Source organism: Bradyrhizobium sp. CIAT3101 (genome assembly GCF_029714945.1).
Taxonomy (GTDB): Bacteria; Pseudomonadota; Alphaproteobacteria; order Rhizobiales; family Xanthobacteraceae; genus Bradyrhizobium.
The window spans coordinates 2,539,029-2,562,056 of record NZ_CP121634.1 but is presented as its reverse complement, the minus strand read 5'-3'; the positions used below and the strand labels follow the sequence as shown (position 1 = coordinate 2,562,056).

The following is a 23,028-nucleotide window of genomic DNA, read 5'->3' as shown; positions in this document are numbered from 1 at the left end:
AGATTTTCCGGGGATTCCGCATCGATGCCGCAGGACGCTCACGCCAGGAAAGCATGGCCGCTGTTTGGCTCGCTCGCCTCCTATGCCCTGCCCGGCGATCTCATGGCGGGGCTGACGCTGGCGGCGATCGCGATCCCCGAGCAGATGGCGACCGCGCGGCTCGGCGGCTTCGCGCCGCAGATCGGCTTCTTCGCCTTCATGGCGGGCTCGCTCGGCTTTGCCCTGCTCGGCGGCAACCGCTTCCTGTCCTGCGGTGCGGATTCCACGATCACGCCGATCTTCGCCGGCGGGCTGGCCGCTTTGGCCGCTGCCGGCTCACCGGAATATCAGGGGCTCGCGATCGCGCTGGCCCTGATGGTCGGCGCGATGATGCTCGCCGGGGGCGCGTTCCGGCTCGGCGGCATCGCCAACCTTCTATCGATGCCGGTGATGGTCGGCTTCCTCGCCGGCATCTCCGTCCACATCATCGTCTCGCAATTGCCGGGCGTGCTGGGACTGGACTCGCCGAGCGGCCCGACGCTCGATCGCATCGGCGTGCTCGCAACCGAGATCGGCCGCACCAATCCCATCACCTTTTTCATCGGCTTCGGCGTGCTCGCAGTGGTCTTCATCTCCGAAAGGATCAGCGCGAAAATCCCCGGCGCATTGATCGGGCTCGTTGCCGCGACGCTGGCCACCATCGCGTTTGGCCTGGAGAGCAAGGGCGTCAAAGTCGTCGGCACGGTGCCGGGCACGCTGCCCCGGCCGACCTTGCCTGATCTGGCGCCGGAGCAATGGGTGCACTTGGTGCCGCTCGCCTTCGTCGTGACCGTGGTGGTGATGGTGCAGACCGCCGCCACCACGCGGTCGTTCCCGTCCGATCCCGACAAGCCCGCCGATGTCGATCGCGACTTCCTCGGCGCCGGCGCGGGCAGCGTGCTGTCGGGCCTGTTCGGCGCGTTTCCGGTCAATGCCAGCCCGCCGCGCACGGGCATCGTCGCCGAGACCGGCGGGCAATCGCAGCTTGCGGGCCTTGCGGCCGCGGTGATCGTCCTGTTGCTGCTCGCGTTCGGAACGGGGCTGCTGCAGCACGTCCCGGATGCAGCCCTTGGCGGCATCCTGCTGTTCGTGGCGCTGCGGATCATCCGCACCAAGCAGATCGTGACGATCTATCGCCAGTCCTTCAGCGAGTTTCTGCTGATCGTCGCCACCGCCGCGCTGATTATCGTGCTGCCGATCCAGCAGGGCGCGTTCCTCGGCATCGTGCTGTCGCTGCTGCACGGCATCTGGAGCACGACGCGCGCGAGACTGGTCGAATTCGAGCGCGTGCCGGGCACCACGATCTGGTGGCCCGCGCATCCGCACATCACCGGCGAGCGCATCGCGGGCGTCGCCGTGATCGGGCTGCAGGCGCCGCTGTCCTTCCTCAATGCGCCGGGCTTCCGCAGCGACGTGACGAAAGTCCTCGGCACGGCGACACCGCAATTGCTGGTGCTGGAGGCAAGCGGCATGGTCGAGATCGACTTCACCGCCGCGCAGATCCTGCTCGACGTCTTCAAGGCCTGCCACGAACAAGGCGTCACGGTCGCGCTGGCGCGGCTGGAATCGATGCGCGCGCAGGACGCCTTCGAGCGCTTCAGGCTGTTCGATGTGCTGCCGAAGGAGCACGTCTTCCACAGCGTGGACGAGGCCGTGCGGAAACTGGCGAAGTAGCTGCGGGGCGCCGAGCGATCTATCCCGCCGCCTCCAGTGTGCTACCCTGCGGGCCTCAAATATCTGGCTTTATCCTGGACGCTGCATGAAGCGACGAGGGTTCATCACGTTGCTCGGAGGCGCGACTGTTGCGTGCACAGTCGCGGCGCGCGGGCAATCAACGAAACGGCCGACCATTGGCTTTCTTGGAACAGTCGCGCAATCATCGTGGACCAGGTCGACCGCTTCTTTCGAAACGAGGTTACGCGAGCTCGGTTGGATGGAAGGTCGCAATGCTGTTGCCCTCGATTATCGCTGGGCAGACGGACGCAATGACCGGATCGCCGAAATAGCCGCGGAGTTCGTCCGTCTCAAGGTCGACATCATTGTGACCGGAGGAAACGCGGTCCTCGCGATCAAGAAGCTGACATCGACGATTCCGGTCGTGTTCGCCGTAGCTGTGGACCCGGTTGGCAGTGGCTTCGTCGATAATCTGTCCCGACCGGGAGCCAACGTGACCGGACTGTCGATCCAGGGGCCCGATCTTGCAGGCAAACGAGCTGAACTTTTGCGGGAAGTCATTCCCGGGCTCCGACGGATGGCAGTGATGGCCAACGTTGCCTATCCCGCGGCCAAGCAAGAGCTGGCCGAGGTTCAGGCCGCGGCGCACGCGCTTGGCGTTGAGGTCATCGCACTGGAAATCCGCGGCGAGCAGGATATCGCACCTGCATTCGAAGGACTGAAGGAACGAGCCGAAGCGCTCTATATCGCGAGCGAAGCATTGGTAGACGCCAAGCAAGTTACGATCAACGAGCTGGCGTTGGGCGCACGGCTGCCGACAATCTGGGGGGTCAGTGGCGGTGTCCACAGCGGTGGACTCATGTCCTATGGACCGAGCCTCCCGGCTCTGTTCCGACGGGCGGCCGATTACGTCGATCAGATACTCCGCGGGGCCAAGCCGGCCGATCTACCAGTCGAACAGCCGACCAAGTTCGAACTCGTGATCAACTTGAAGACCGCGAAGACGCTGGGGCTGAATATATCGCCCGCGCTGCTCGCCCGCACCGACGAGGTCGTCGAATAGGATCATGTCTAAACCAAAGCCGGATGATCACGCTGCGCCGTTTCGCGGATCCAACTGGCGTGGATCGCGCGGAACAGGATCTGCGCCGTCTTGATGTCGTTCGCGGCCATGCAGAGATTGACGATGCGATGCACCGCGTCGTCGCGCATCAGGCCATCGGAGATCTTCATCGCGATTTCCATCGCGACCTTTGCGGCGCGCTCATAACGCGCGCTCTCGCTTTTGTCGTTACAGGCGGAGCCTGCGGCGCTCTGGACCGCAGCGTCACAGATGGAGCGGATGCGCGCGACCGCCTCGATATCGCCGAGCGGCCACTCGATCGCTTCGTCCCATATATCTTCTCGCGTCCTGCGCGCGAACCACTGCATTGTCTCGCTCCGCCGTGATGGAGCGAGCATAAGCGAAAGGCAATGGCGCGCGCTACGCCTCCGGCACGATCTTGCCGGGGTTGAAGATGTTTTGCGGATCGAGTGCCATTTTTATCGCACGCATCGCATCGATTGCTTCAGGGCCGAGTTCCGCCTTGAGATATTTCTGCTTGCCCTGGCCGATGCCGTGCTCGCCGGTGCAGGTTCCATCCATCGCCTGCGCGCGTTCGACGAGGCGATGCATGAACTCCTCGCCGCGCGCCATCTCGGCCGCATCGTTGGTGTCACACACCAGCGAGCAGTGGAAATTACCGTCGCCGACATGGCCGACGATCGGCGACAACAGGTTGAGACGCTTGAGATCTTCCTCGGTCTCGCTGACGCAGTCGGCAAGCCGCGAGATCGGCACGCAAACGTCGGTTGCAACCACGCCGATGCTGTCGCCGGGCCGCAGCGCCTTGACGGACCAATAGGCATCGTGCCGCGCCTGCCACAGTTTCGTGCGATCCTCCGGCTTGGTGGTCCAGGAGAAATCGCCGCCACCGCACTCCCTTGCGATCTCGCCGAACGCCTTGGACTGCGCATCGACCTCGACCTCGCTGCCGTGGAACTCCATCAGCAGAAGCGGCGTCTCCGGCAGCGTCAGCTTCGAATAGGAATTGCAGGCCTTCACCTGCGCCGTATTGAGCAACTCGATGCGCGCCACGGGAATGCCGGTCTGGATCGCCAGGATCACCGCCTGACACGCACCGTGCACGGTCTCGAACGACACCGCGGCCGCGGCGATCGTCTCGGGAATGCCGCGGAGCCGAATGGTCAATTCGGAGATGATGCCGAGCGTGCCTTCGGCGCCGACGAACAGATGCGTCAGGTCATAGCCGGCCGAGGACTTCTTCGCGCGTGTGCCCGTGGTGATGATCTCGCCATCGCCGCGCACGACTTTCAGCGCCAGCACGCTGTCGCGCATGGTGCCGTAGCGCACCGCGTTGGTGCCGGAGGCGCGCGTCGAGGCCATGCCGCCGAGCGAGGCGTCCGCGCCGGGATCGATCGGGAAGAACAGGCCCTGGTCGCGGAGATGCTCGTTGAGCGCCTTGCGGGTGACGCCGGGCTGGATCACGCAGTCGAGATCCTCGGCATGCACCGCGAGCACCTTGTTCATGTCGCGCAAATCGATCGAGATGCCGCCGGCGGGCGCGTTGACCTGGCCCTCGAGCGAGGTGCCGGTGCCGAAGGGAATGACCGGCACGCCGTTCTTCGCGCAAATCCGCACCACGTCCTGGATGTCGGCGGTCTCCTGCGCCATCACCACGCCGTCCGGCGGCTGGTTGACGATCCATGTGGTGGTATGGCCGTGCTGCTCGCGAACGGCCTGCGAGGTGATGAGGCGGTTGCCGAAGCGTGCGGCAAGCTGCTCCAGCGCGCTTGCGAGGGCTTTCGGCTCCGGCCGCGGCGGATTATTGGTGATGGTCGTACCCACGGATAGTCCTCCCGACACTGGAAACCGTGGCAAAGGACATCTCACCGGTCAAGTCAAGCGACCGGACGCATAGCCAGGGAATGAGACATGCCGGAGAGTGCCACCGCCCCTACGCCTGAGCCGTTCCGCGCCTCGATCATGCAGATCGAGCCGCAATGGATCGACTATAACGGCCATCTCAACATGGCCTATTACAACGTGATGTTCGACCGGGCGATCGACCAGATGTGGCTGCAGCTTGGGATCGGGCCGGGATACATGAAGGAGCGCAACGGCTCGACCTTCACCGCCGAGTGTCACGTGCGGTATCTGCGTGAAATTCACCTCGGCGATCCCGTGCAGGTCTCGGTCTGGCTGCTGGAGGCCGACGACAAGCGACTGCACACCTTCCAGGAGCTGCGGCACGCAACCGAGGGCTGGCTGTCGGCGACCTCCGAGAACATGTCGCTCCACATCGACATGGGCTCGCGCAAGGTGGCGGCCTTTCCGCCGGATATTCGCGCGCGCATCGCGGCCGTCGTCGGGGCTCACAGTGCCTTGCCGCGCCCCGAGGGCATCGGCCGAAACGTGGCAATGCCCTCGAAGCGTAGTGCATGATCCGGCGCGCTAGATCCTGCGGCCGCGGGCAAGGCCGACCACGGCCGAGACCAGGAACAGGACGATCGCGACGAAGAAGATGATCTTGGCGATTTCGATCGATGCGCCGGCGAGGCCGCCAAAGCCCAGAAGACCGGCGATCAGTGCGATAACGAGAAATGTCACAACCCAGCTCAGCATGGCCTTAACCTCTGTTTTGATGTCTGTCTGCGATCGGCGCGGCTGAGGCGCCTCACTTGAACAAACAATCTCCGGCTCGGAACATTGGTTCCGGCCCGCCGGGGCTGGAAATTCGTCCGGCACGCAGGAACAAATCAGCCCGGCGTGCACGTGGAAAACCCTTGCCGGCCGCCCCATATAGGCGGCAATCCCTGTTATGAAGGCTCCCTTCCGCCACCCCGCGGTGCCATCGTGGGGCCAATGATTCGCATGACCGAGCCGAGCAAAATCACCAGCGTACCCGACCACCAGCCCGCAGCCGGCGGCATCGCCGCGCGTGCGCGCGCCTCGGTGGGCCCGAAATATCTGACCGGGCTCAATCCCGAGCAGCGCGACGCCGTCGAAACGCTGGACGGCCCGGTCCTGGTGCTGGCCGGTGCCGGCACCGGCAAGACCCGCGTGCTGACCACCCGGATCGCCCACATCCTGAGCCAGGGCCGCGCCCGCCCCTCCGAGATCCTGTCGGTGACCTTCACCAACAAGGCCGCGCGCGAGATGAAGCACCGGCTCGGCCAGATGCTCGGCCAGGCCGTCGAGGGCATGCCGTGGCTCGGCACCTTCCACTCCATCGGCGGTCGCATTCTGCGGACCCATGCGGAGCTGGCGCAGCTCAAGTCGAATTTCACCGTGCTCGACACCGACGACCAGGTGCGGCTGCTGAAGCAGCTGCTGCAGGCCGACAACATCGACGACAAGCGCTGGCCCGCGCGCATGCTGGCCGGGCTGATCGACGGCTGGAAGAACCGCGGCCTGGCACCGTCGCAGGTGCCGTCAGGCGAAGCCGCCGTCTTCGCCAACGGCAAGGGCGGCAAGCTCTATGCGAGCTACCAGGAACGGCTGAAGATTTTGAACGCGGCCGATTTCGGCGACCTGTTGCTCGAGGACATCCGCATCTTCCGCGAGCACCCGGATATTCTCCGGCAGTACCAGCAGCGCTTCAAGTTCATCCTGGTCGACGAGTACCAGGACACCAACGTCGCGCAATATCTGTGGCTGCGGCTGCTGTCGCAGGCGCCGTCTTCCACCTCTCCCCGCGTGCGCGGAGAGATCGCATCGCAGGGCGATGCGGGTGAGGCGGACTCTCCGAGCACCGAGCTCGTGGAGACTCTCCCTCTCCCCGCAAGCGGGGCGAAGGAGCAGACGCCGCACGTCAAGAACATCTGCTGCGTCGGCGACGACGACCAGTCGATCTATGGCTGGCGCGGCGCCGAGGTCGACAACATCCTGCGCTTCGAGCACGATTTTCCCGGCGCCAAGGTGATCCGCCTCGAGCGCAACTACCGCTCGACCGGCCACATCCTCGCGGCCGCCTCGCACCTGATCGCGCATAACGAAGGCCGGCTCGGCAAGACGCTGCGCACCGAAGACCAGGACGGCGAGAAGGTCACGGTCACGGGCTCGTGGGATTCGGAAGAGGAAGCCCGCGGCATCGGCGAGGAGATCGAGCAGATCCAGCGCAAGGGCGAGAAGCTCAACGAGGTCGCCATCCTCGTGCGCGCGTCCTACCAGATGCGCGAGTTCGAAGACCGCTTCGTCACGCTCGGCCTGCCCTATCGTGTCATCGGCGGTCCGCGCTTCTACGAGCGCGCCGAAATCCGCGACGCACTGGCTTATCTTCGCGTCATCAACTCTCCCGCCGACGATCTCGCCTTCGAGCGCATCGTCAATGTGCCCAAGCGCGGGCTTGGCGATGCCACCATACAGTTGCTGCACGACCACGCCCGCAAGCGCCGCATTCCGCTGTTCGAGGCGGCACGCGCGGTGGTCGAGACCGACGAGCTGAAGCCGAAGGCGCGCGGGTCCTTGCGCGACGTCGTCGCCCAGTTCGACCGCTGGCGCGCCCAGCGCGAGGTCACCGCGCACACCGATCTCGCCCAGATCGTGCTCGACGAGAGCGGCTACACCGAGATGTGGCAGAAGGATCGTTCGGCGGACGCAGCCGGCCGGCTGGAGAACCTCAAAGAGCTCGTGCGCTCGATGGAAGAGTTCGAGAACCTGCAGGGGTTCCTGGAGCACATCTCGCTGGTGATGGACCGCGACGGCGGTGCCGAGGAAGACGCCGTGTCCTTGATGACGCTGCACTCGGCCAAGGGTCTCGAATTCGACAACGTGTTCCTGCCCGGCTGGGAAGAAGGCCTGTTCCCGAGCCAGCGCACGCTCGACGAGCAGGGCCGCGCCGGTTTGGAAGAAGAGCGCCGGCTCGGCCATGTCGGCCTCACGCGCGCGAGGCGGCGCGCGAAAATCTATTTCGCGACCAACCGGCGCATCCATGGCACCTGGTCGACCACGATCCCGTCGCGCTTCCTCGACGAATTGCCGGCGGCCAATGTCGAGATCACGGAATCCAAGGGTGGCTCGGCCTGGGGCGGCACCGGCGGCTACGGCGCCTCCCGCTTCGACGACATGGAGGCGTTCGGCTCGACCTATTCGACGCCGGGCTGGCAGCGCGCCCAGGCCAACCGCAATCGCGGCGGCGGACGCAATGGCGGCGGCGGACGTGGCGGCTTCGAGGAAGAGGCCCCGAACTTCTCGTCGTCCTCGTCATCCGGCCCCGATTTCGGCAGCTTCTCCTCGCGTCGCCGCGGGCCGATGACGATCGAGGGCGAGCTGGTCGCCAAATCGACCGGCACGACATCGGAATTCTCGCTCTCCGACCGTGTCTTCCACCAGAAGTTCGGCTACGGCCGCGTCACCAAGATCGACGGCAACAAGCTCACCATCGCCTTCGACAAGGCCGGCGAGAAGAAGGTCGTGGACAGCTTTGTGCAGCGGGCGTGAGGCCGACATGCCTCACTACGTCGCCATCATCGAAGACGCGGGCCCGGATGACGTCAGCCTGTGGTTTCCGGACCTGCCCGGCTGCATCTCCGGCGGCGACGACGCCGACGAGGCCCTGGAGAATGCGCCCGAGGCGATCGCATTCTACGCGCAGGAGCTGACCGAGGACGGCCGCGAGCTTCCCCCGCCCAGGACATTGGACGAACTCAAGGCCGATCCCGAATTTGCCGACGACATCCGGAAACACACGGCCGTCCTGATCGAATTTCCTCCCAGCGACGACGCCGAGGAGTGAGGACTGTTAGCCGCACTGACCGGACTCTCGACGGTTCTGGTTCGAACAGCCCTTGACCATGGCGAACTTCCCCGTATCAGATGCAACCATGGTCCGGGGCTCCATCACACTGATCGTGCTTTTGTTGGGGATGCCGTCGCTTGCGACGGCGGAGACCATGAGCTTTGGCGATTCGATCGGGCTGCTGGCAAAAAGCTGCGGTGCGGAAATCGTCGCCAATTGCCGCGGCGTCAATCCGGATTCCACCCGCCTCAAGGAGTGCCTGTCCCGCAACCGGGACGTGCTCTCCCAGCAGTGCCAGAGCGACTATCTCACGACGTTCGATGCCATCCAGAAGCGCGTCGCCGCCCGCGTCACGGTCGCGAACGCCTGCCAGCGCGAGATCGTCAAGGTCTGCGGCGGCTCGACCAAGGAAACCAGCAAGTCGATCCCCTGCCTGATCTCGACGCCCAAGGGCATCAGCAACAACTGCCTGAAGGCCGTCGACGACGCGGGGTATCGATGATGCGGGCAACCGGGCACTTCACCGCCGGAATCGGTTTCGTGTTGGGTCTCGCTCTGCTCGCGGGCGCAGCGGGCGCGCAGACGGCGCCGACCCGCGACGACATCGTTGGCAAGCTCAATCATTTCGAGGAAGCCCCCGAAGTCGATCTCCCCGCGCTGAAGCAGCAGGTGATGGAGCGGGCCAAGGCCAGGATCAAGAACGATCCAGGTCCGGTGAACCGGCCTCTGATCGCGCCGGATCTCGCCAAGCTGCCCGCCTTCAACGCCCAGATCCAGTTCGACGCCGACACGCCGATCATCCAGCCGGACTCCTACCAGACCGTCGGCCGGATCGCCGACGCGCTGGTTCACGCCTCTCTGCTGCCCTACACCTTCCTGATCGTCGGCCATGTCGAGTCCAATCAGAAGACGCGGGAAGCCAACGCGATCCTGAGCCAGCGCCGGGCGGATGCGATCCGTGATGTACTGGTGAACACCTTCAAGATCTCGACCAAGCGGCTGCAGCCGATCGGCCTCGGCGAGGAGCAGTTCCTCGACCGCGCCAAGCCGACCTCGGCCGTCAACGGCCAGTTGCAAATTCTGACCTTTGCCAAAGTGCCCGAAGAAGCGCCTGTGCATCCCGCAGCAGCCCCTGCGCCTGCGGCGAAAAAGCCCGCCAAGAAGCATTGAGCGCGCAGCCGTCGCGTCTGGCGGAACCCGTTGAACTTCTGACTATTTTGTGACCTGTCTCACAGCGCGACAGCATGGTCCTGCGCGACAATAGCGCCGGTTTGTGCACTGCCCTATCAGGTGCTATAGGCTGTCTTCGCCCTTCCCCGCCCCCGTGCCGCACGAGACCAAGATGGCTGGCTATTTTCAACGCCAACTGGCCGATTATGTCGAATACCATCGCGATCCCTGGAATTGCGCGATGCATGTGGTCGGCATTCTCCTGCTGTTCACCGGCGCGACGCTGCCGCTGACGCTGGTCCATTTCTCCGTGTTCGGGGTCGAGGTCAGCCTCGCCGTGATTTTGGCCCTGCCCGTACTGGTATACTGGCTGATGCTGGACGCCGGCGTCGGGCTCGGCATCCTCGTGTCGATGATCGTGCTGCTTTCGGTCGCAACCGCGATCGGCAATCAGGTCTCGCTTGCCATGATGTGGTCGATTTTTGCGGTGCTGATCGTGCTCGGCGTCGCATCGCAAATCGTCGGGCACAGGGTGTTCGAGGAACGGCAGCCGTCGATGGTCGACCACCCCACGCATTTCCTGCTTGGACCGATGTTCGTCATGGCAAAATTTTACATTGCACTGGGTTTTCGTCGCGACCTCGCCGCGATTCTCGCGCCTCTTCCGACCAACTCCCTTTCAACCCGATAGCTTTCTCGAAGCGGAACAGCAAAACCTACTTCATGACTCTCGTACTGGTTACCGGTGGCAGCGGTTTCATCGGACAGCATCTTGTCGAAGCGCTCCGCGCCCGTGGGCAGCGGGTACGTGTTCTCGATGTGCGACCGCCGGCCACGGCGAACACGGATGTTGAGTATGTGCATGGCTCGGTGCTGGACGGTGCCGCGGTCGATGCCGCGCTTTCGGGCATAGATCAGGTCTATCACCTCGCCGGCCTGCCCGGCATGTGGGTCGCCAACAAGCAGGACTTCCACGACGTCAATTTCCGCGGCACCGAGGTCGTGCTTGCGGCTGCGATGAAGCGCAACGTCTCGCGTTTCCTGCACTGCTCGACGGAATCGATCCTGTTTCCCTATGCGAACCTCAACGGCGTTGCCGCCGAGGAGGCGCTGCAGCCGGCTGACGCGATGCCGGGCGCCTATACGCGCTCGAAGTCGCTCGCCGAGCATCACGCCGCGAAGGCCGCAGCCAGCGGCTTCCCGCTCGTGATCGGCACGCCGACCATGCCGATCGGCGCCGCCGACCACAATCTGACGCCGCCCACCGCGATGCTGTGGTACTTCCTGCAGAAGAAGGTGCAGCCGCATCTCGACTTCCTGGTCAACCTCGTCGACGTCCGCGACGTCGCGATGGGCCTGTTACTGACCATGGAGCGCGGCCGCACCGGTCAGCGCTACATCCTCGGCGGCGACTGTGTCCGGCTCGGCCAGATCCTGCGGATGATGTCGGCGATGAGCGGACGGCGGCAATACCCGGTCGTCGTTCCCGGCAAGATCGCCGAGCTCTCCGCCATCATGCTGGAATCGATCTCCGATCGCATTACGCACCGTCCACCCAACGGCACCGCCGAGGGCGTGCGCATCGCGCTCGCCGCAAGCGATCTTTCGATCGGCAAGGCGCGTACCGAGCTCGGCTATGCGCCGCGCCCGATCGAACCGGTGCTGCACGAAACCATCACCCATCTGCTCGCCCGCAACGGCCAGCAGCCCTCCGGCGCCATCAAGCATCACGCGCTCTCCTCGCGCGCGAGCTAAGGCCGCCGCCCAAACCAAAGAACCTTTCCGCATGTCCTTCGATTTCAGCAAGCTTCTCTCCGTGGCCTGGGGTGGCTGGACCACGGCCTGGCCGACCGAACTCCTCGCCCTGATCTGGGTCGCCTTTCTCGCCAGCTGGGTGGGCGCCTCGTTCTGGCAGGGACAGACCAAGAAGCAGGTCATGACGCTGGAGTCGCAGCGCTATCGCCTGCCGATCCTGGTCGGCGGCATCCTGTACACGCCCTTTATTGCGGAGATCCTGGGCTGGAAGCCGCTCTGGGTGCTCGGCAACACCGGCATCGCCGTTGCTGCAATCCTCTCGGTCGCCGGCATCGCCTTCGCCTGGTGGGGCCGGCTGCATCTCGGAAAGTTCTGGTCCAACACCATCACCCACAAGGAAGATCACCGCGTCATCGACACCGGCCCTTACGGCATCGTGCGTCACCCGATCTACACCGGGCTGATCTTCGGTATGCTGGTAACCGGCGTTGCAATCGGCCTGGTGACGACGATCCTCGGCGCCATCCTGATCTCGCTCGGCATGTGGCAGAAGGGCCGGATGGAAGAGGTGTTCCTGTCAAAGGAGCTCGGCGAGGACGCCTACGGCGCTTATTGCCGCCGTGTACCGATGATCATCCCGTTCACGTCGCCGCGGTGATGTAGCCCCTGAACTCGTCGGTATCGTCCTGGCTTTCGCCGGGACAGCGATGTGGTGGCGGCTGCCATGCAAATTCGGCGTGCAGCCATTTGCGCCGTGAACGGCTCGATCCGACCCTGCACAGGTTGACCTTTTTACCGCCACCCAGTTGGATGCGCGCGCAAAACGGCATGACGACGTTCTATCGTGGATCTGGAGAGGTCGACGACCCGGTCTGAGCCCGCGCGGGGCTTTGGACGATCCGTCGTTGGACAGTGCCGCAGGTTCGACAGGGGATTTTCATGACATTTTCCAGCATCTTCGCGCAGTTCGTCGCGTTCGTGGGCGGCATCGCGCTGCAATGGCGAAAGCTGTCGGGCACCACGCCCGCGCCGGCTTGGGGGCAGGCCCCGGCGATTCCCGACGCGAAGCCGCAAGGCGCGCTGCCGACGCTGAAGATGCCGACCGCCCGCGGCTGGAGCGAGGGCCAGAAGCCGACGGTCGCGCCCGGGCTCAAGGTCAATGCGTTTGCCACCGGCCTCGACCATCCGCGCTGGATCGAGGTGCTGCCCAATGGTGACGTGCTGATTGCGGAAGCCACGCAGATCGCGGGGGCTCCGAGGTCGGTGTTCCACTACGCGATGCAGGCGACCATGCGGCGCGCCGCGGCGCTCGGCGAGTCCGCCAACCGCATCACGCTCTTGCGCGACAAGGACGGCGACGGTGTCGCAGAACATCGCGGCGCCTTCATGGAGAACCTCAGCCAGCCGTTCGGCATGGCGCTGGTCGGCGACACCTTCTATGTCGGCAACACCGACGGCGTGATGGCCTTCCCTTACGTCGCCAATGCCGACCGCATCACCGCGTCCGGCAAGCGCCTCACCACTTTCAAGCCCGCCGGCCACTGGACGCGCAGCCTGCTCGCGAGCCCCGACGGCAAGAAGCTCTACGCCGGCGTCGGCTCGCTCAGCAACATCGCCGAGATGGGCATGGAGGTCGAGGAAGGCCGCGCCGCGGTCTACGAGCTCGATCTCGTCGCCGGCACGCACCGCATCTTCGGCGCCGGCCTGCGCAACCCGGTCGGACTCGCGTGGGAGCCCAACACGAACGTGCTCTGGACCGTCGTCAACGAGCGCGACGGGCTCGGCGACGAGACGCCGCCGGACTACCTGACCTCGGTGCGCGACGGCGGCTTCTACGGCTGGCCCTATTGCTACTGGGGCAAGACGGTGGACGACCGCGTGCCGCAGGATCCCGCGATGGTCGCCAAGGCGCTGCAACCCGACTACGCGCTCGGTGGCCACACCGCTTCGCTCGGCCTGTGCTGGATGCCATCAGGCACCCTGCCGGGCTTCCCCGACGGCATGGTGATCGGCCAGCACGGCTCGTGGAATCGCAGCACGCTGTCCGGCTACAAGCTGGTGTTCATCCCGTTCGAGAACGGCAAGCCGTCCGGCCCCGGCCGCGACATCCTGTCGGGCTTCCTGTCCCCGGACGAGAAGGAATCCTACGGCCGCCCGGTTGGCGTCGTGATCGGCCCCGACAAGAAGTCGCTGCTGATGGCCGACGACGTCGGCAACGTGATCTGGCGCGTGACCGGAGCGTAAGAGTCTACGTTCCGACACACAGCGTGGCGCGCTGCTTCTTCAGCAGCGCGATCACGGACAGCGCGGTGATCATCCCGGTCTTGGGATTTTCGGACGGGATGTTCTCGATGCCCATCGAGAACCGCGCCGAATCCGCCTCGACCTCGATGCGATGAACGTTGCGCGTCACGGTGGGGTCGGCCCAAACCTGCATCTGGGTGCGATCCGGCCCGATGCCCGCCAGCGACAGCGCAACGGCGACATTGACGTTCGCCGGAAAGCCCTTCGCCGCGTCGCGCGCGCTGCCTTCGAACAGCTTGAGCGGCTCGCGCAGATTGTCGATGTCGATGTTGTTCTGAACGATGAACGGTGCGCCCTTCAGCCCGTCGACCGGCTTGCGCGTGACCATCTTCACCGAATGAATGGTGCCGACCGCAGCCGCGTTGACCGCGTCGAGCCCGATCAGCGCGCCGGTCGGGACGAGGATGCGACCGCCATTGGCGCGGGCGAGATCGATCAGATCATAATTGTCGAGTAATCCGCCGACGCTGACTACGACCGCGGACCTGCCGCGCTTCACCGCCGGCTCGACGATCGCACGCAACTGGCTGCTCGGCGCGCACTCGACGACGATGTCGGCGGCGTCGCCGAGCTGGTCGATCGGCAGGATTTGCGGCTGATGGCGAAGGCCGTTCAGAAATGCCTGATGCTTGGCGGGATCGCGCACGGCCACGGCCGACAGCGTCAGTCCCTCGATGCCCTGATCGAGCGCGGTCGCGATCTTGGTGCCGATCGAGCCCAGGCCCGCGATGGCCACCCGCAATTCGTTGGAAGCTTTCTGTCCGCTCATCGCATCACACCTTATGTCCGAACCCACTCTTAGCCGCTCACGCCTCCCGCGCATAGCTGCGCAGGCGCGCCTCCAGCACCGCCAACATGGCATCGCGGGCCGGATCGCGTGAGCCGCGCAACCAGGCCGCGGCCAGCGGCAGCCGCCCGATGGGGCCGCTCTGCCTCGGGCGGAGCGGCACGAAGCGCACGCCCGTCACCGCCATCCGCGTGGTCCAGCGCGGTACGATCGCAACGCCAAGCTTCGTTGCCACCAGATGGATGATGGTCTGCTTCTCGTCGGCGACCTGCACGATGCGCGGCGTCAAGCCGGCCTGCTCGAACATTTTTACCGTGAGGTCGTGGCTGTGTGGTCGCGAGCGGCGGTCGGGGACGAGCATGGCTTCGTCGGCGATGTCGGCCAGCGTGATCGACTTGCGCCCGGCGAGCGCGTGGCGCTGCGGAAACGCGACGATCGCGGTTTCCTGAAGCAGAGGCCGAAACTCGAGCCGCTTGTCCGCCCGATCGGGCGGCCGGACGAAGGCGAGATCGAGCGCGCCGGTCAGGATCTTGGGCAACAGCCGGACGGTCTTGTCCTCCAGAAGCTGCACCGCGACCTCCGGATGCTTTGTCCGGAAATCGCGCAGCAGCGGCGGCAGCAACCCGGCGGCTGCGCTGTCGATGGCGCCGACCCGCAGCCGCCGCGCAGCGCCCGCACGCGAGCGGTTGCGCAGATTGCTCTCCACGGCCTCGACCCGGGCAAGGATGGCGCGGGCGTCGCGCAGCAGCGTTGTGCCGTCCTCAGTGAGCGAGACCGCGCGGGTCGTGCGCGCGAACAGCCGCGTTCCCAGATCCTCTTCCAAAAGCCTGATCTGGCGCCCGAGCGCCGACGGCAGCATCTGGAGATGCTGCGCGGCGCGGCCGAAATGCAGCTGCTCGGCCGCCGCTACGAAGCATCGCAACTGATGCAATTCCATTCAGGATCCTCTCGTGTCGCCGTCGGAGGATTATATCATTTTTTTGTATAAACCAGCGTCAATTGAGTCCGCCAGGCGCTCCCGCCTAGGCTCGCTGCCACACAACAAACCGGAACCGTGGGGAGGCCAGAGTGGCGAGCGAGATTCAGACGCGCGTGCTGCGCAAGATCACCTGGCGCATCGTTCCCTTCATCATGCTGCTCTACTTCGTGGCCTTCATCGACCGCGTCAATATCGGCTTTGCTTCGCTGACGATGAACAAGGACATCGGCCTGTCGCCGACCGTCTACGGTTTTGGCGCCGGCATCTTCTTCTGGGGCTATTTCCTGTTCGAGGTGCCCTCCAACATCATCCTGCACAAGGTCGGCGCGCGGATCTGGATCGCGCGGGTGATGATCACCTGGGGCATGGTCTCGGCGGCGATGGCGTTCGTGCAAGGCGCGACCAGCTTCTACATCCTGCGTTTCCTGCTCGGCGTCGCGGAAGCCGGGTTCTTTCCCGGCATCATCCTCTATCTCTCCTACTGGTTCCCGGCACGCCAGCGCGCCGCGGTGACCGCATTGTTCATGGCGGCAGCACCACTCTCGACCGTGCTGGGCTCGCCGGTCTCCGGTGCACTGCTGGAGATGGACGGCCTGCTCGGCTTCAAGGGCTGGCAATGGCTGTTCGTGCTGGAGGCCCTGCCGGCCGTGGTGCTCGGCTTCGTCGTGCTGGCCTTCCTGACCGATCGCCCGGAGAAAGCAAAATGGCTCGCCGATGACGAGCGCCGCTGGCTGGTCGAGACCATGAACGAGGAGACCACCAGCAAGGCCGCGACTGCGAGCCACAGCATCTGGCGCGGGCTGGCCGATCCGCGCGTGCTGGCGCTGTCGCTGATCTATTTCGGCACCTCGGCCGGCCTCTACACGCTCGGCGTCTGGGCGCCGCAGATCATCAAGCAGTTCGGCCTGACCTCGCTCCAGGTCGGCTTCCTCAACGCGCTGCCGGCCACGGCCGCGGTCGTCGCCATGGTGCTGTGGGCACGGCATTCGGACCGCACCGGCGAGCGCACCTGGCACGTCGTGCTCGCCTGCCTGATCGCCGCCGTGGGTCTCGCCTATGCCGGCCTTGCATCCGGCGTCGTCGCGGTGCTCGTCGCGCTCACGCTCGTCAATATCGGCATCTCCTCCGCAAAGCCGCCGCTCTGGAGCATGCCGACGCTGTTCCTCTCCGGCCCCGCGGCCGCGGCGGGCATTGCCACCATCAACTCGATCGGCAATCTCGGCGGCTTCGTCGGTCCGGCCATGATTGGCTGGATCAAGGACCAGACCGGCAGTTTTGTCGGCGGTCTGTATTTCGTCAGTGGCCTGCTCGTTCTCTCGGCGGTCCTGACCCTGCTATTGTCGCGTGCGCAGACAGCGCCCGTCGAACCCGTCCCGCAATCCCACTGACACCCCAAACGGAGCACATCCATGCGCACCCATTCGATCGCAGCCATTCCCGCCGACGGCATCGGCCCCGAGGTCATCTCGGCCGGCGTCCGCGTGCTGGAGGCGCTGGCAAAACGCAGCGGCGACCTCGCCTTCAACGTCAAGACGTTCGACTGGGGCTCGGACTATTACAAGAAGCACGGCGTGATGATGCCGGCCGATGGTCTCAGCGAGTTGAAGACGTTCGACGCGATCTATTTCGGCGCGGTCGGCGCGCCCGACGTGCCCGACCACATCACGCTGTGGGGCCTGCGCCTGCCGATCTGCCAGGGTTTTGACCAGTACGCCAATGTGCGGCCGACCAAGATCCTGCCCGGCGTCGCCTCGCCGCTGCGCAATGTCGGCGTCGGCGATCTCGACTGGGTGATCGTGCGCGAGAACTCGGAAGGCGAATATGCCGGCATGGGCGGCCGCGCACATAAGGGTCTGCCGGAAGAGGTCGGCACCGAAGTGGCGGTCTTCACCCGCGTCGGTGTGACCCGCATCATGCGCTACGCGTTCCAGCTCGCGCAGTCGCGTCCGCGCAAATTCCTGACCGTCGTGACCAAGTCGAACGCGCAGCGCCACGGCATGGTGATGTGGGACGAGATCGCCGCTGAAGTTGCGACCGAATTCCCCGACGTCACCTGGGACAAGATGCTGGTCGACGCCATGACCGTGCGCATGACGCTGCATCCGAAGAGCCTCGACACCATCGTGGCGACCAACCTCCACGCCGACATTCTCTCGGACCTCGCCGGCGCACTTGCCGGCAGCCTCGGCGTGGCACCGACCGGCAACATCGATCCGCAGCGCCGCTTCCCCTCGATGTTCGAACCGATCCACGGCTCGGCCTTCGACATCACCGGCAAGGGCATCGCCAACCCGGTCGCGACATTCTGGACCGGCGCACAGATGCTCGAGCATCTCGGCGAGAAGGATGCCGCCGCGCGCCTGATGAAGGCCGTCGAGCAGGTCTGCGCCGCCGGCGTGCTGACGCCCGATGTCGGCGGCAAGGCGACCACGAAGGAAGTGACGGATGCCGTGATCGACGCGATCCACGGCTCGAACGTCTAGAGGAAAAGCTACTTCCGCCGCGAAGGTGCCGCCGCCGGCGGCACCACCATTGCGGCCGCGGCGTCCGGCGGCGTCAGATGCCGCGGGACGATGATGGATTGGCCCGGAGTAAGCGTTGCGTTCTCCGGCAGTGAGTTGCTCTGCGCGAGCGACCACAGCGGCACGCGGTTGGCGGCGGCGATGCTCTCCATGGTGTCGCCGCGACGCACCGGCAAACGCACGCCGCTGTCCCACAATTCGACCAGCGAGTCGCCCGGCACGAGATAGCGCAGCGGTACCGAATCGGCCTCGGTCTGCGCCGCCTGGATCCGCGGCAACTGCGTCACCATCTCGACGATCTGGCGGTGAATGTCGTCCGACTTCTCGATGTTGATGTGCGAGACGCGGCTGTTCTGCTTCAGGTCATAGCTCGCATAATGGCCGCGGAAGCCCGGCACCGCGACCACATTGCCGCCGCCGAGCACACTGTCGGAGAGGAAGATGTTGATGAAGCGCTCAACATTGAGCGGCACGTCATCGGTCGCATGGGCGGGATCGATGGTGATGACGAGGCTGATCGGGATGTTCTCCTTGGCCGCCATCTCGGAGATGAGAACCGAGCACAGGCCGCCCATGGAGTGGCCCATCAGCACGATCGGCGCCGGGCTCTCCTTGTAGCTGGCGATGGCGCGATTGCCGATCAGCCGACACAGAGTGAACTCGTAGACGTCGGCCGAGAAGCCGGCTGCCGTGAGCTTCTCGCTGAGCCGGTCCATGCCGGTCGAGAAGATCGGCCCCATGGCGCCGCGGAACAGGTAGATCTTCGGCGGCGGCAGCGGCTCAGCCGGCGGAGGTGGCGGCGCGACAGCGGGGGCCGCAGCCGGCTTCGACTTGGCGGGCGAGGCTGCGGCCAGACAAGGGTTCAAGGCGAGCAGCGCACAAGCTGCCAGCACCACAAGTCGCCTTGGATCAATCATCAAGTCCTGCAGTCCCACCACGGGAGGCACAGGCCTCCCCCGCGGCGCTTAGTGACCCCAGATTGGGCGGTTTTTGGGGCACGGAACCGTGGCCACGGCCGGCCAGCAAGGGCCCTCAGTCCGACCATATCAACATCCTGGCCTCACCTGAACGGAGCCAATGGCTCGGCTTCGCACGCCTCGGACAATACCGAACTCTGGATTCCCTTGTACTCGTCATTGTCGAAGAAAACCGAATAAGCAGGCCGTCCGCCCGCCGATGGGCCTGTCTGCCTCAGGCACACGAAATACGATCCGGGCCCATGATCGCTGTAGCGAACGGGCGATGTCTCGAGGTCTCCGCTCAGCTTGGCCTCCGCGGCTGCTTTTCTCACCCCGTCCTGCACCGCCTTGGCGCCCGGCGCACGCGAGGGATGATAGGCCGGAGGCAGATTCGCACTCGACGCGCATCCCGCCAGCAACAGCGCCAGGACAGCGGCCGGCGCCCGCGGAGATGCGCGGTGCCGCGTTCGATACTTGCGTGTCATCCCTGGGTCAGGAAGAGATAGAGGCAGCCTGCGACCGTCGGCAGGAACGCAACCAGGGCCGTCATCCAGAAGCCTGGTTCGAGGATCGCGTTCAGATCGTCCGTCTCGCTGGTTGCGCGCCGATCCGCGTTGGTTCTGCTCCACGCCTCATCGGCGGTAAACAGGGGAACGCTCCTCGCCTGCGTTGCACTTTGGCGCAAAGCGCGTTGGGGCGGGCGATGTATTCCAGGTGTCGGCATGTCGTTGACTCGGATCGGTTACAAACAGGTTGAGGTTGGAGGTCGCAAAGAGCGCGGCCACGTCATTGCGTGAGCGTCTGCTCCGGAGACGCCTCGTGCGCGGATGGTGCGGCGGGACTGCTGGCCGGACTTTCCTCGGCGCCTGAATCCGTCCAGCCTGGCGGCAGCCCCAACCCCTGTCCCGCAAGGCCCGTTACGCCTGGAAATCGTCCGAACGCTTCGCACGCGACGTATTTGGGCGCACCGCCGAGTCGGACGCGAATACTGTCCATGGCAGGCAGCGCAGGGACGCCGCCGAACGGAGATTCTCCGGTCGCGACCAGCTTGGCGAAGTCGGCGCCGAAATCGGCGGCGAGATCATATGCATCGCCCTCGTTCGCGACCCGCGGCGAGTTCGTGATGGAATTGGCGCCGCGCGCCCAGACCATGGCGGCCTTCTCGAATCCGGCAAAGTCATGCGCTTCCGCCTCGACCGACAGGCTGCCGAGCCCGACCGGAAGCCGCGGCACCGGCACAGGCACGCCGGGAAGCGCGACGGTCTTGGCGATCGCCAGGGCTTTCGATGCGCCCGCGGCAGTCGGATTGGTCGGCGCGGCATGCGTCACCGTCGCCTGCACCGTCAGGTCCGCATCGTCATCGGCGGCCACGATGCGGAAGCGCTCACTCAGGCGCAGACACAGCTCGCGGCTGATCGCGTTTGCGACGAGGCGGCGTTCTTTTTCGTTCAAGGGGACATCGGCGCGCGCCTGGAAGACGGTCGATGCGATCCGGATCGTCTTGGCCGCCAGCACGTCCTTCTTGTTCACGCGGATCTTCGACCGCGTCACCAATCCGTTGGCGTCCGACATCCGGTCGTAGCTCCTGAGCGAGCCGGCCTGCTCGAGCGGCGCGGTCGCGCAGCCCCCGAGCGCCAGCGCGACACTCATCAGGGCCGTCCGTGGCAAGCGCATGGTCCTGTTCCCGCATCGACGGATTATTAGATAGATCGCTCTAATAATCACTCTCATGCTCCTCGCCACCCGTCAACATAAATAGATGGAACTCTCTAATTTTGATTTTCTCGTGGCAAATCCTCGTGGTAAACGGGGCGAGTGTGAATGGAGATGTCCGGTTTGAGGAAAGTCGATCCCGTCAAGCATGAACTGAAGCGCCAGGAGATCCTCGGCGCGGCGATCCGCTGCTTCATCAGGGACGGCTTCCGCGGCGCCAGCACGACGGACATCTGCACCGAGGCGCGCATCAGTCCCGGCCACCTCTACCACTACTTTCCGAGCAAGGAGGCGATCATCGAGGCGATGATCGATCTGGGTCTTGCGCATGCGGCGGAGCGGTTCGAAAGGATTCTCGCGGCCGACGACGTGATCGACGCGCTGCTCGCCGATATCGAGGATAACAGCCTGCGCTTTCGTCCCGCCCAGGCCCTCAATCTGGATGGCCTCGCCGAGGCCGCCCGCAATCCGGATTTCGCAAGGATCATCGAGCGGCACACCGCAGCCGTCCGCCGCATGTGGAGTGATTTCCTGCGCCACGCGCAACAGCAGGGACGGGTGGATCCAGGACTCGATCCGGATGCGACGGCGAACATCCTGATCGCCCTCATCGACGGATCCCGCGCACTGCCGATCCGCAATCCGAAGCTGGACATCAAGCAGAGCGCGGCGCATCTGAGGACGATGATCGCCCGCTTCCTGAAGCCGCCCGAAGCGCAGGGCATCGCGAGCAAGCCGCGCGGTCAAAAGACCAGCGGTCCGCTCAAGCTGGTCAGGAAGCGCTAAGCGGGTTCGCCGGCAACCAGCGACTCTCCCCCTCGCGTCAGTAGGAACCTTTGCCGCTCCCTCCTGTTGCCACCGCGATCAACTGGTTGAGGAGGACCAAGATGAAGAAGCTCGCTATGGCATGTGCATTTGCAGTTGTTGCTGCGACTGCCGCTCATGCGGCGACGACCACCGTGAAGTCGGCGCCGACGGAAAGTTGGACGGTGACCAACTACTACAAGCAGGCCGTCTACGATCCCAAGGAAAGCAAGATCGGCGACGTCGACGACGTGCTCGTCGACAAGTCCGGCAAGATCACCGGGCTCGTGCTCGGCGTCGGTGGATTCCTGGGCGCCGGCGAAAAGGACGTCATCGTGCCCTTCAGCGCCATCAAGACCGCCAAGAAGAACGACAAATGGTGGCTCACCATCGACGAGACGAAGGATACGCTCAAGGAAGCGCCGGGCTTCAAATACGACAAGGCGAGCACCACCTGGGTGCCCGAGAAGAAGTAATTCGCCGCGATCGACGCCTGGACAGGGCCCGCTGCACTCTTCTCACATCCCCACGGCATGGCGGACAAGACAATGCCGCCGTCGACAATCAAGTCGACGGCGGCATGATGACGTCAGCCGCTACGGGCGAAAGTCTTCAGTTCCTCGCCGGAGCCGTTGCCGCCGCCGAATGCGCGGCCCGCGGCGCGCCGGGTTGCGCGACCGGGCCAGCCGGACCGCGCGAACGGGCGATCGCGGCGTCGATCTCGGCGATGACGCGGCGCTGGATTGCATCGTTCTTGTCGATAGTGATGTGGCCGACGCCGCTGCCGCGCACGTCGACATTGTCGAGCTTGCCGCGAAGGCCCGCATCGGCCCGCACTGGCTCGCCAGGACCATCGCCGATATAGATGTTGATGTAGCGCTCGGCGCCGGTCGACAGCTTGGTCTTGAACACGGAGTCGAGCCCGATCGCGAGCTTCACGGGCACGCCGAGACGGTTGAGCTTGGCGATCATGTCGGGCAACGCGGTGGCGCCCGAGGAGTGCCCGACCAGGACGATGGTCTTGAGGCGGCCGGCCTTGTATTCGGTGGCGGCTTCATCGGCGAGCGAGGACCAGGACACGAAGTTCGCGACGGTCACCGGAATGCCCTGCGCCTGGAGCCGTGCGCCGATCGTATCGAGCCCGAGCGAGAAGATGTTGAGCACGCCGCGGAGCAGATAGACATGCGTCGTCGCCGCAGCCTGGCTCGGCGCCGCCCTGGCGGTGGTCGGGCTCATGGCAACAGCTGACAGCAGCAGCAGGCAGGTCGCCCACATGCGGAGAGTGGACAACTGGCTGGCGCCGGCGGTGTGACGGCCGTTCGGTCTCATCGATCTTTTCCCTGGGGACATACGCTTCGCGATTGGCCGGAATCGTAGCCACGGCCTGCTCGCAGACGCAACAAAGAGCCGCGTGAATGACGATCTTAGCCGCAATCCGTGACCATCGCGCAACACCTGCCTGAAACCTGCCACTTAAGGGCCTGTTTTGAGACCATTTTTCTCCAGGCAATTGCGGCCGGGCAAGGCCATTCCTATTTCGGGG

The 23,028-nt window shown here is 65.1% G+C and carries 23 protein-coding genes; 15 read left to right on the top strand and 8 right to left on the bottom strand.

The window, feature by feature from the left end; genetic code table 11:
* The first annotated feature begins 24 nt into the window (after positions 1-24).
* Together QA645_RS11965 and QA645_RS11960 are read left to right on the top strand one after the other, a co-directional pair.
* Positions 25-1,692 carry a SulP family inorganic anion transporter gene (locus QA645_RS11965; RefSeq protein ID WP_283050376.1) on the top strand — a complete coding sequence of 556 codons (1,668 nt, stop codon included), beginning with the start codon at positions 25-27 and terminating at the stop codon, positions 1,690-1,692.
* Positions 1,693-1,951: 259 nt separating this feature from the next.
* Positions 1,952-2,755, top strand: coding sequence for an ABC transporter substrate-binding protein (locus tag QA645_RS11960; RefSeq protein WP_283050374.1), 804 nt, complete (start codon positions 1,952-1,954; stop codon positions 2,753-2,755).
* An 8-nt stretch (positions 2,756-2,763) separates the two neighbouring features.
* On the opposite strand, the gene QA645_RS11955 is transcribed toward QA645_RS11960, so the two are convergent.
* On the bottom strand, positions 2,764-3,123 hold the full coding sequence (locus QA645_RS11955; protein WP_254133339.1) for a hypothetical protein: 360 nt from the start codon (positions 3,121-3,123) through the stop codon (positions 2,764-2,766).
* A 52-nt stretch (positions 3,124-3,175) separates the two neighbouring features.
* A complete protein-coding gene (locus QA645_RS11950) occupies positions 3,176-4,600 on the bottom strand; it encodes an FAD-linked oxidase C-terminal domain-containing protein (protein ID WP_283050373.1) in 1,425 nt (474 codons plus the stop codon).
* An 87-nt stretch (positions 4,601-4,687) separates the two neighbouring features.
* Between QA645_RS11950 and QA645_RS11945 the strand changes: the two genes are divergently transcribed.
* Positions 4,688-5,197 (top strand): thioesterase family protein, encoded by a 510-nt coding sequence (locus QA645_RS11945; protein ID WP_283050372.1) that lies wholly within the window; start codon positions 4,688-4,690, stop codon positions 5,195-5,197.
* Positions 5,198-5,206: 9 nt separating this feature from the next.
* Here the strand turns inward: QA645_RS11945 and QA645_RS11940 are convergent, their stop codons facing one another.
* On the bottom strand, positions 5,207-5,377 hold the full coding sequence (locus tag QA645_RS11940) for a DUF1328 domain-containing protein (RefSeq protein WP_234679956.1): 171 nt from the start codon (positions 5,375-5,377) through the stop codon (positions 5,207-5,209).
* Between the two features lie 240 nt (positions 5,378-5,617).
* Here QA645_RS11940 and QA645_RS11935 point away from each other — a divergent pair, with 240 nt between their 5' ends.
* The 8 genes from QA645_RS11935 to QA645_RS11900 all read left to right on the top strand — a co-directional run bounded on the left by QA645_RS11935 (position 5,618) and on the right by QA645_RS11900 (position 13,661).
* A complete protein-coding gene (locus QA645_RS11935; RefSeq protein ID WP_283050371.1) occupies positions 5,618-8,194 on the top strand; it encodes a UvrD-helicase domain-containing protein in 2,577 nt (858 codons plus the stop codon).
* Positions 8,195-8,201: 7 nt separating this feature from the next.
* Positions 8,202-8,489 (top strand): type II toxin-antitoxin system HicB family antitoxin, encoded by a 288-nt coding sequence (locus tag QA645_RS11930; protein WP_283050370.1) that lies wholly within the window; start codon positions 8,202-8,204, stop codon positions 8,487-8,489.
* 88 nt (positions 8,490-8,577) lie between these two features.
* The gene (locus QA645_RS11925; protein ID WP_283050369.1) at positions 8,578-8,994 is read left to right on the top strand and encodes a hypothetical protein; all 417 of its coding nucleotides are present in this window, start codon (positions 8,578-8,580) and stop codon (positions 8,992-8,994) included.
* Entirely contained in the window at positions 8,994-9,662 is a 669-nt protein-coding gene (locus tag QA645_RS11920) for an OmpA family protein (RefSeq protein WP_283053163.1), read from the top strand. The genes QA645_RS11925 and QA645_RS11920 overlap by 1 nt, the downstream gene beginning before the upstream one ends.
* Positions 9,663-9,834: 172 nt before the next feature.
* Complete coding sequence (locus QA645_RS11915; protein WP_283050368.1) at positions 9,835-10,353, top strand: Mpo1-like protein; 519 nt, start codon at positions 9,835-9,837, stop codon at positions 10,351-10,353.
* Between the two features lie 32 nt (positions 10,354-10,385).
* Positions 10,386-11,417, top strand: a complete 1,032-nt coding sequence (locus QA645_RS11910) for an NAD-dependent epimerase/dehydratase family protein (protein ID WP_283050367.1) — start codon at positions 10,386-10,388, stop codon at positions 11,415-11,417.
* A 31-nt stretch (positions 11,418-11,448) separates the two neighbouring features.
* Positions 11,449-12,075: an isoprenylcysteine carboxylmethyltransferase family protein gene (locus QA645_RS11905; RefSeq protein ID WP_254133347.1), complete on the top strand. Its 627-nt coding sequence runs from the start codon at positions 11,449-11,451 to the stop codon at positions 12,073-12,075.
* Positions 12,076-12,356: 281 nt separating this feature from the next.
* Positions 12,357-13,661: a sorbosone dehydrogenase family protein gene (locus QA645_RS11900; protein WP_254133348.1), complete on the top strand. Its 1,305-nt coding sequence runs from the start codon at positions 12,357-12,359 to the stop codon at positions 13,659-13,661.
* 4 nt (positions 13,662-13,665) lie between these two features.
* Here QA645_RS11900 and QA645_RS11895 read toward each other — a convergent pair whose 3' ends face one another.
* Both QA645_RS11895 and QA645_RS11890 read right to left on the bottom strand, forming a co-directional pair.
* Positions 13,666-14,490 (bottom strand): aspartate dehydrogenase, encoded by an 825-nt coding sequence (locus QA645_RS11895; RefSeq protein ID WP_283050366.1) that lies wholly within the window; start codon positions 14,488-14,490, stop codon positions 13,666-13,668.
* A gap of 37 nt (positions 14,491-14,527) precedes the next feature.
* Positions 14,528-15,445, bottom strand: coding sequence for a LysR family transcriptional regulator (locus QA645_RS11890; protein ID WP_283050365.1), 918 nt, complete (start codon positions 15,443-15,445; stop codon positions 14,528-14,530).
* 131 nt (positions 15,446-15,576) lie between these two features.
* Between QA645_RS11890 and QA645_RS11885 the strand changes: the two genes are divergently transcribed.
* Together QA645_RS11885 and QA645_RS11880 are read left to right on the top strand one after the other, a co-directional pair.
* Complete coding sequence (locus tag QA645_RS11885; protein ID WP_283050364.1) at positions 15,577-16,875, top strand: MFS transporter; 1,299 nt, start codon at positions 15,577-15,579, stop codon at positions 16,873-16,875.
* Between the two features lie 21 nt (positions 16,876-16,896).
* Complete coding sequence (locus QA645_RS11880) at positions 16,897-17,970, top strand: tartrate dehydrogenase (protein WP_283050363.1); 1,074 nt, start codon at positions 16,897-16,899, stop codon at positions 17,968-17,970.
* Positions 17,971-17,978: 8 nt separating this feature from the next.
* Here the strand turns inward: QA645_RS11880 and QA645_RS11875 are convergent, their stop codons facing one another.
* Both QA645_RS11875 and QA645_RS11870 read right to left on the bottom strand, forming a co-directional pair.
* Positions 17,979-18,926 carry a LysM peptidoglycan-binding domain-containing protein gene (locus QA645_RS11875; RefSeq protein WP_283050362.1) on the bottom strand — a complete coding sequence of 316 codons (948 nt, stop codon included), beginning with the start codon at positions 18,924-18,926 and terminating at the stop codon, positions 17,979-17,981.
* An 828-nt stretch (positions 18,927-19,754) separates the two neighbouring features.
* The gene (locus tag QA645_RS11870; RefSeq protein ID WP_283050361.1) at positions 19,755-20,618 is read right to left on the bottom strand and encodes a DUF3313 domain-containing protein; all 864 of its coding nucleotides are present in this window, start codon (positions 20,616-20,618) and stop codon (positions 19,755-19,757) included.
* 171 nt (positions 20,619-20,789) lie between these two features.
* On the opposite strand from QA645_RS11870, the gene QA645_RS11865 reads away from it, so the two are divergent.
* Positions 20,790-21,467: a TetR/AcrR family transcriptional regulator gene (locus QA645_RS11865; protein ID WP_283050360.1), complete on the top strand. Its 678-nt coding sequence runs from the start codon at positions 20,790-20,792 to the stop codon at positions 21,465-21,467.
* Between the two features lie 101 nt (positions 21,468-21,568).
* Positions 21,569-21,961 (top strand): PRC-barrel domain-containing protein, encoded by a 393-nt coding sequence (locus tag QA645_RS11860; RefSeq protein WP_254194952.1) that lies wholly within the window; start codon positions 21,569-21,571, stop codon positions 21,959-21,961.
* A 136-nt stretch (positions 21,962-22,097) separates the two neighbouring features.
* Here QA645_RS11860 and QA645_RS11855 read toward each other — a convergent pair whose 3' ends face one another.
* Positions 22,098-22,814 (bottom strand): hypothetical protein, encoded by a 717-nt coding sequence (locus QA645_RS11855; protein WP_254133357.1) that lies wholly within the window; start codon positions 22,812-22,814, stop codon positions 22,098-22,100.
* Positions 22,815-23,028: the final 214 nt, after the last annotated feature.

What these genes read in the sequence shown, in the direction of transcription:
- QA645_RS11965 (WP_283050376.1), top strand. Translation starts at nt 25, where the DNA reads ATGCCGCAGGACGCTCACGCCAGGAAAGCATGGCCGCTGTTTGGCTCG.
- QA645_RS11960 (WP_283050374.1), top strand. Translation starts at nt 1,952, where the DNA reads ATGGAAGGTCGCAATGCTGTTGCCCTCGATTATCGCTGGGCAGACGGA.
- QA645_RS11955 (WP_254133339.1), bottom strand. Translation starts at nt 3,123, where the DNA reads ATGCAGTGGTTCGCGCGCAGGACGCGAGAAGATATATGGGACGAAGCG.
- QA645_RS11945 (WP_283050372.1), top strand. Translation starts at nt 4,688, where the DNA reads ATGCCGGAGAGTGCCACCGCCCCTACGCCTGAGCCGTTCCGCGCCTCG.
- QA645_RS11940 (WP_234679956.1), bottom strand. Translation starts at nt 5,377, where the DNA reads ATGCTGAGCTGGGTTGTGACATTTCTCGTTATCGCACTGATCGCCGGT.
- QA645_RS11935 (WP_283050371.1), top strand. Translation starts at nt 5,618, where the DNA reads ATGATTCGCATGACCGAGCCGAGCAAAATCACCAGCGTACCCGACCAC.
- QA645_RS11930 (WP_283050370.1), top strand. Translation starts at nt 8,202, where the DNA reads ATGCCTCACTACGTCGCCATCATCGAAGACGCGGGCCCGGATGACGTC.
- QA645_RS11925 (WP_283050369.1), top strand. Translation starts at nt 8,578, where the DNA reads ATGGTCCGGGGCTCCATCACACTGATCGTGCTTTTGTTGGGGATGCCG.
- QA645_RS11920 (WP_283053163.1), top strand. Translation starts at nt 8,994, where the DNA reads ATGCGGGCAACCGGGCACTTCACCGCCGGAATCGGTTTCGTGTTGGGT.
- QA645_RS11915 (WP_283050368.1), top strand. Translation starts at nt 9,835, where the DNA reads ATGGCTGGCTATTTTCAACGCCAACTGGCCGATTATGTCGAATACCAT.
- QA645_RS11910 (WP_283050367.1), top strand. Translation starts at nt 10,386, where the DNA reads ATGACTCTCGTACTGGTTACCGGTGGCAGCGGTTTCATCGGACAGCAT.
- QA645_RS11905 (WP_254133347.1), top strand. Translation starts at nt 11,449, where the DNA reads ATGTCCTTCGATTTCAGCAAGCTTCTCTCCGTGGCCTGGGGTGGCTGG.
- QA645_RS11900 (WP_254133348.1), top strand. Translation starts at nt 12,357, where the DNA reads ATGACATTTTCCAGCATCTTCGCGCAGTTCGTCGCGTTCGTGGGCGGC.
- QA645_RS11895 (WP_283050366.1), bottom strand. Translation starts at nt 14,490, where the DNA reads ATGAGCGGACAGAAAGCTTCCAACGAATTGCGGGTGGCCATCGCGGGC.
- QA645_RS11890 (WP_283050365.1), bottom strand. Translation starts at nt 15,445, where the DNA reads ATGGAATTGCATCAGTTGCGATGCTTCGTAGCGGCGGCCGAGCAGCTG.
- QA645_RS11880 (WP_283050363.1), top strand. Translation starts at nt 16,897, where the DNA reads ATGCGCACCCATTCGATCGCAGCCATTCCCGCCGACGGCATCGGCCCC.
- QA645_RS11875 (WP_283050362.1), bottom strand. Translation starts at nt 18,926, where the DNA reads ATGATTGATCCAAGGCGACTTGTGGTGCTGGCAGCTTGTGCGCTGCTC.
- QA645_RS11870 (WP_283050361.1), bottom strand. Translation starts at nt 20,618, where the DNA reads ATGAGTGTCGCGCTGGCGCTCGGGGGCTGCGCGACCGCGCCGCTCGAG.
- QA645_RS11865 (WP_283050360.1), top strand. Translation starts at nt 20,790, where the DNA reads ATGGAGATGTCCGGTTTGAGGAAAGTCGATCCCGTCAAGCATGAACTG.
- QA645_RS11860 (WP_254194952.1), top strand. Translation starts at nt 21,569, where the DNA reads ATGAAGAAGCTCGCTATGGCATGTGCATTTGCAGTTGTTGCTGCGACT.
- QA645_RS11855 (WP_254133357.1), bottom strand. Translation starts at nt 22,814, where the DNA reads ATGAGACCGAACGGCCGTCACACCGCCGGCGCCAGCCAGTTGTCCACT.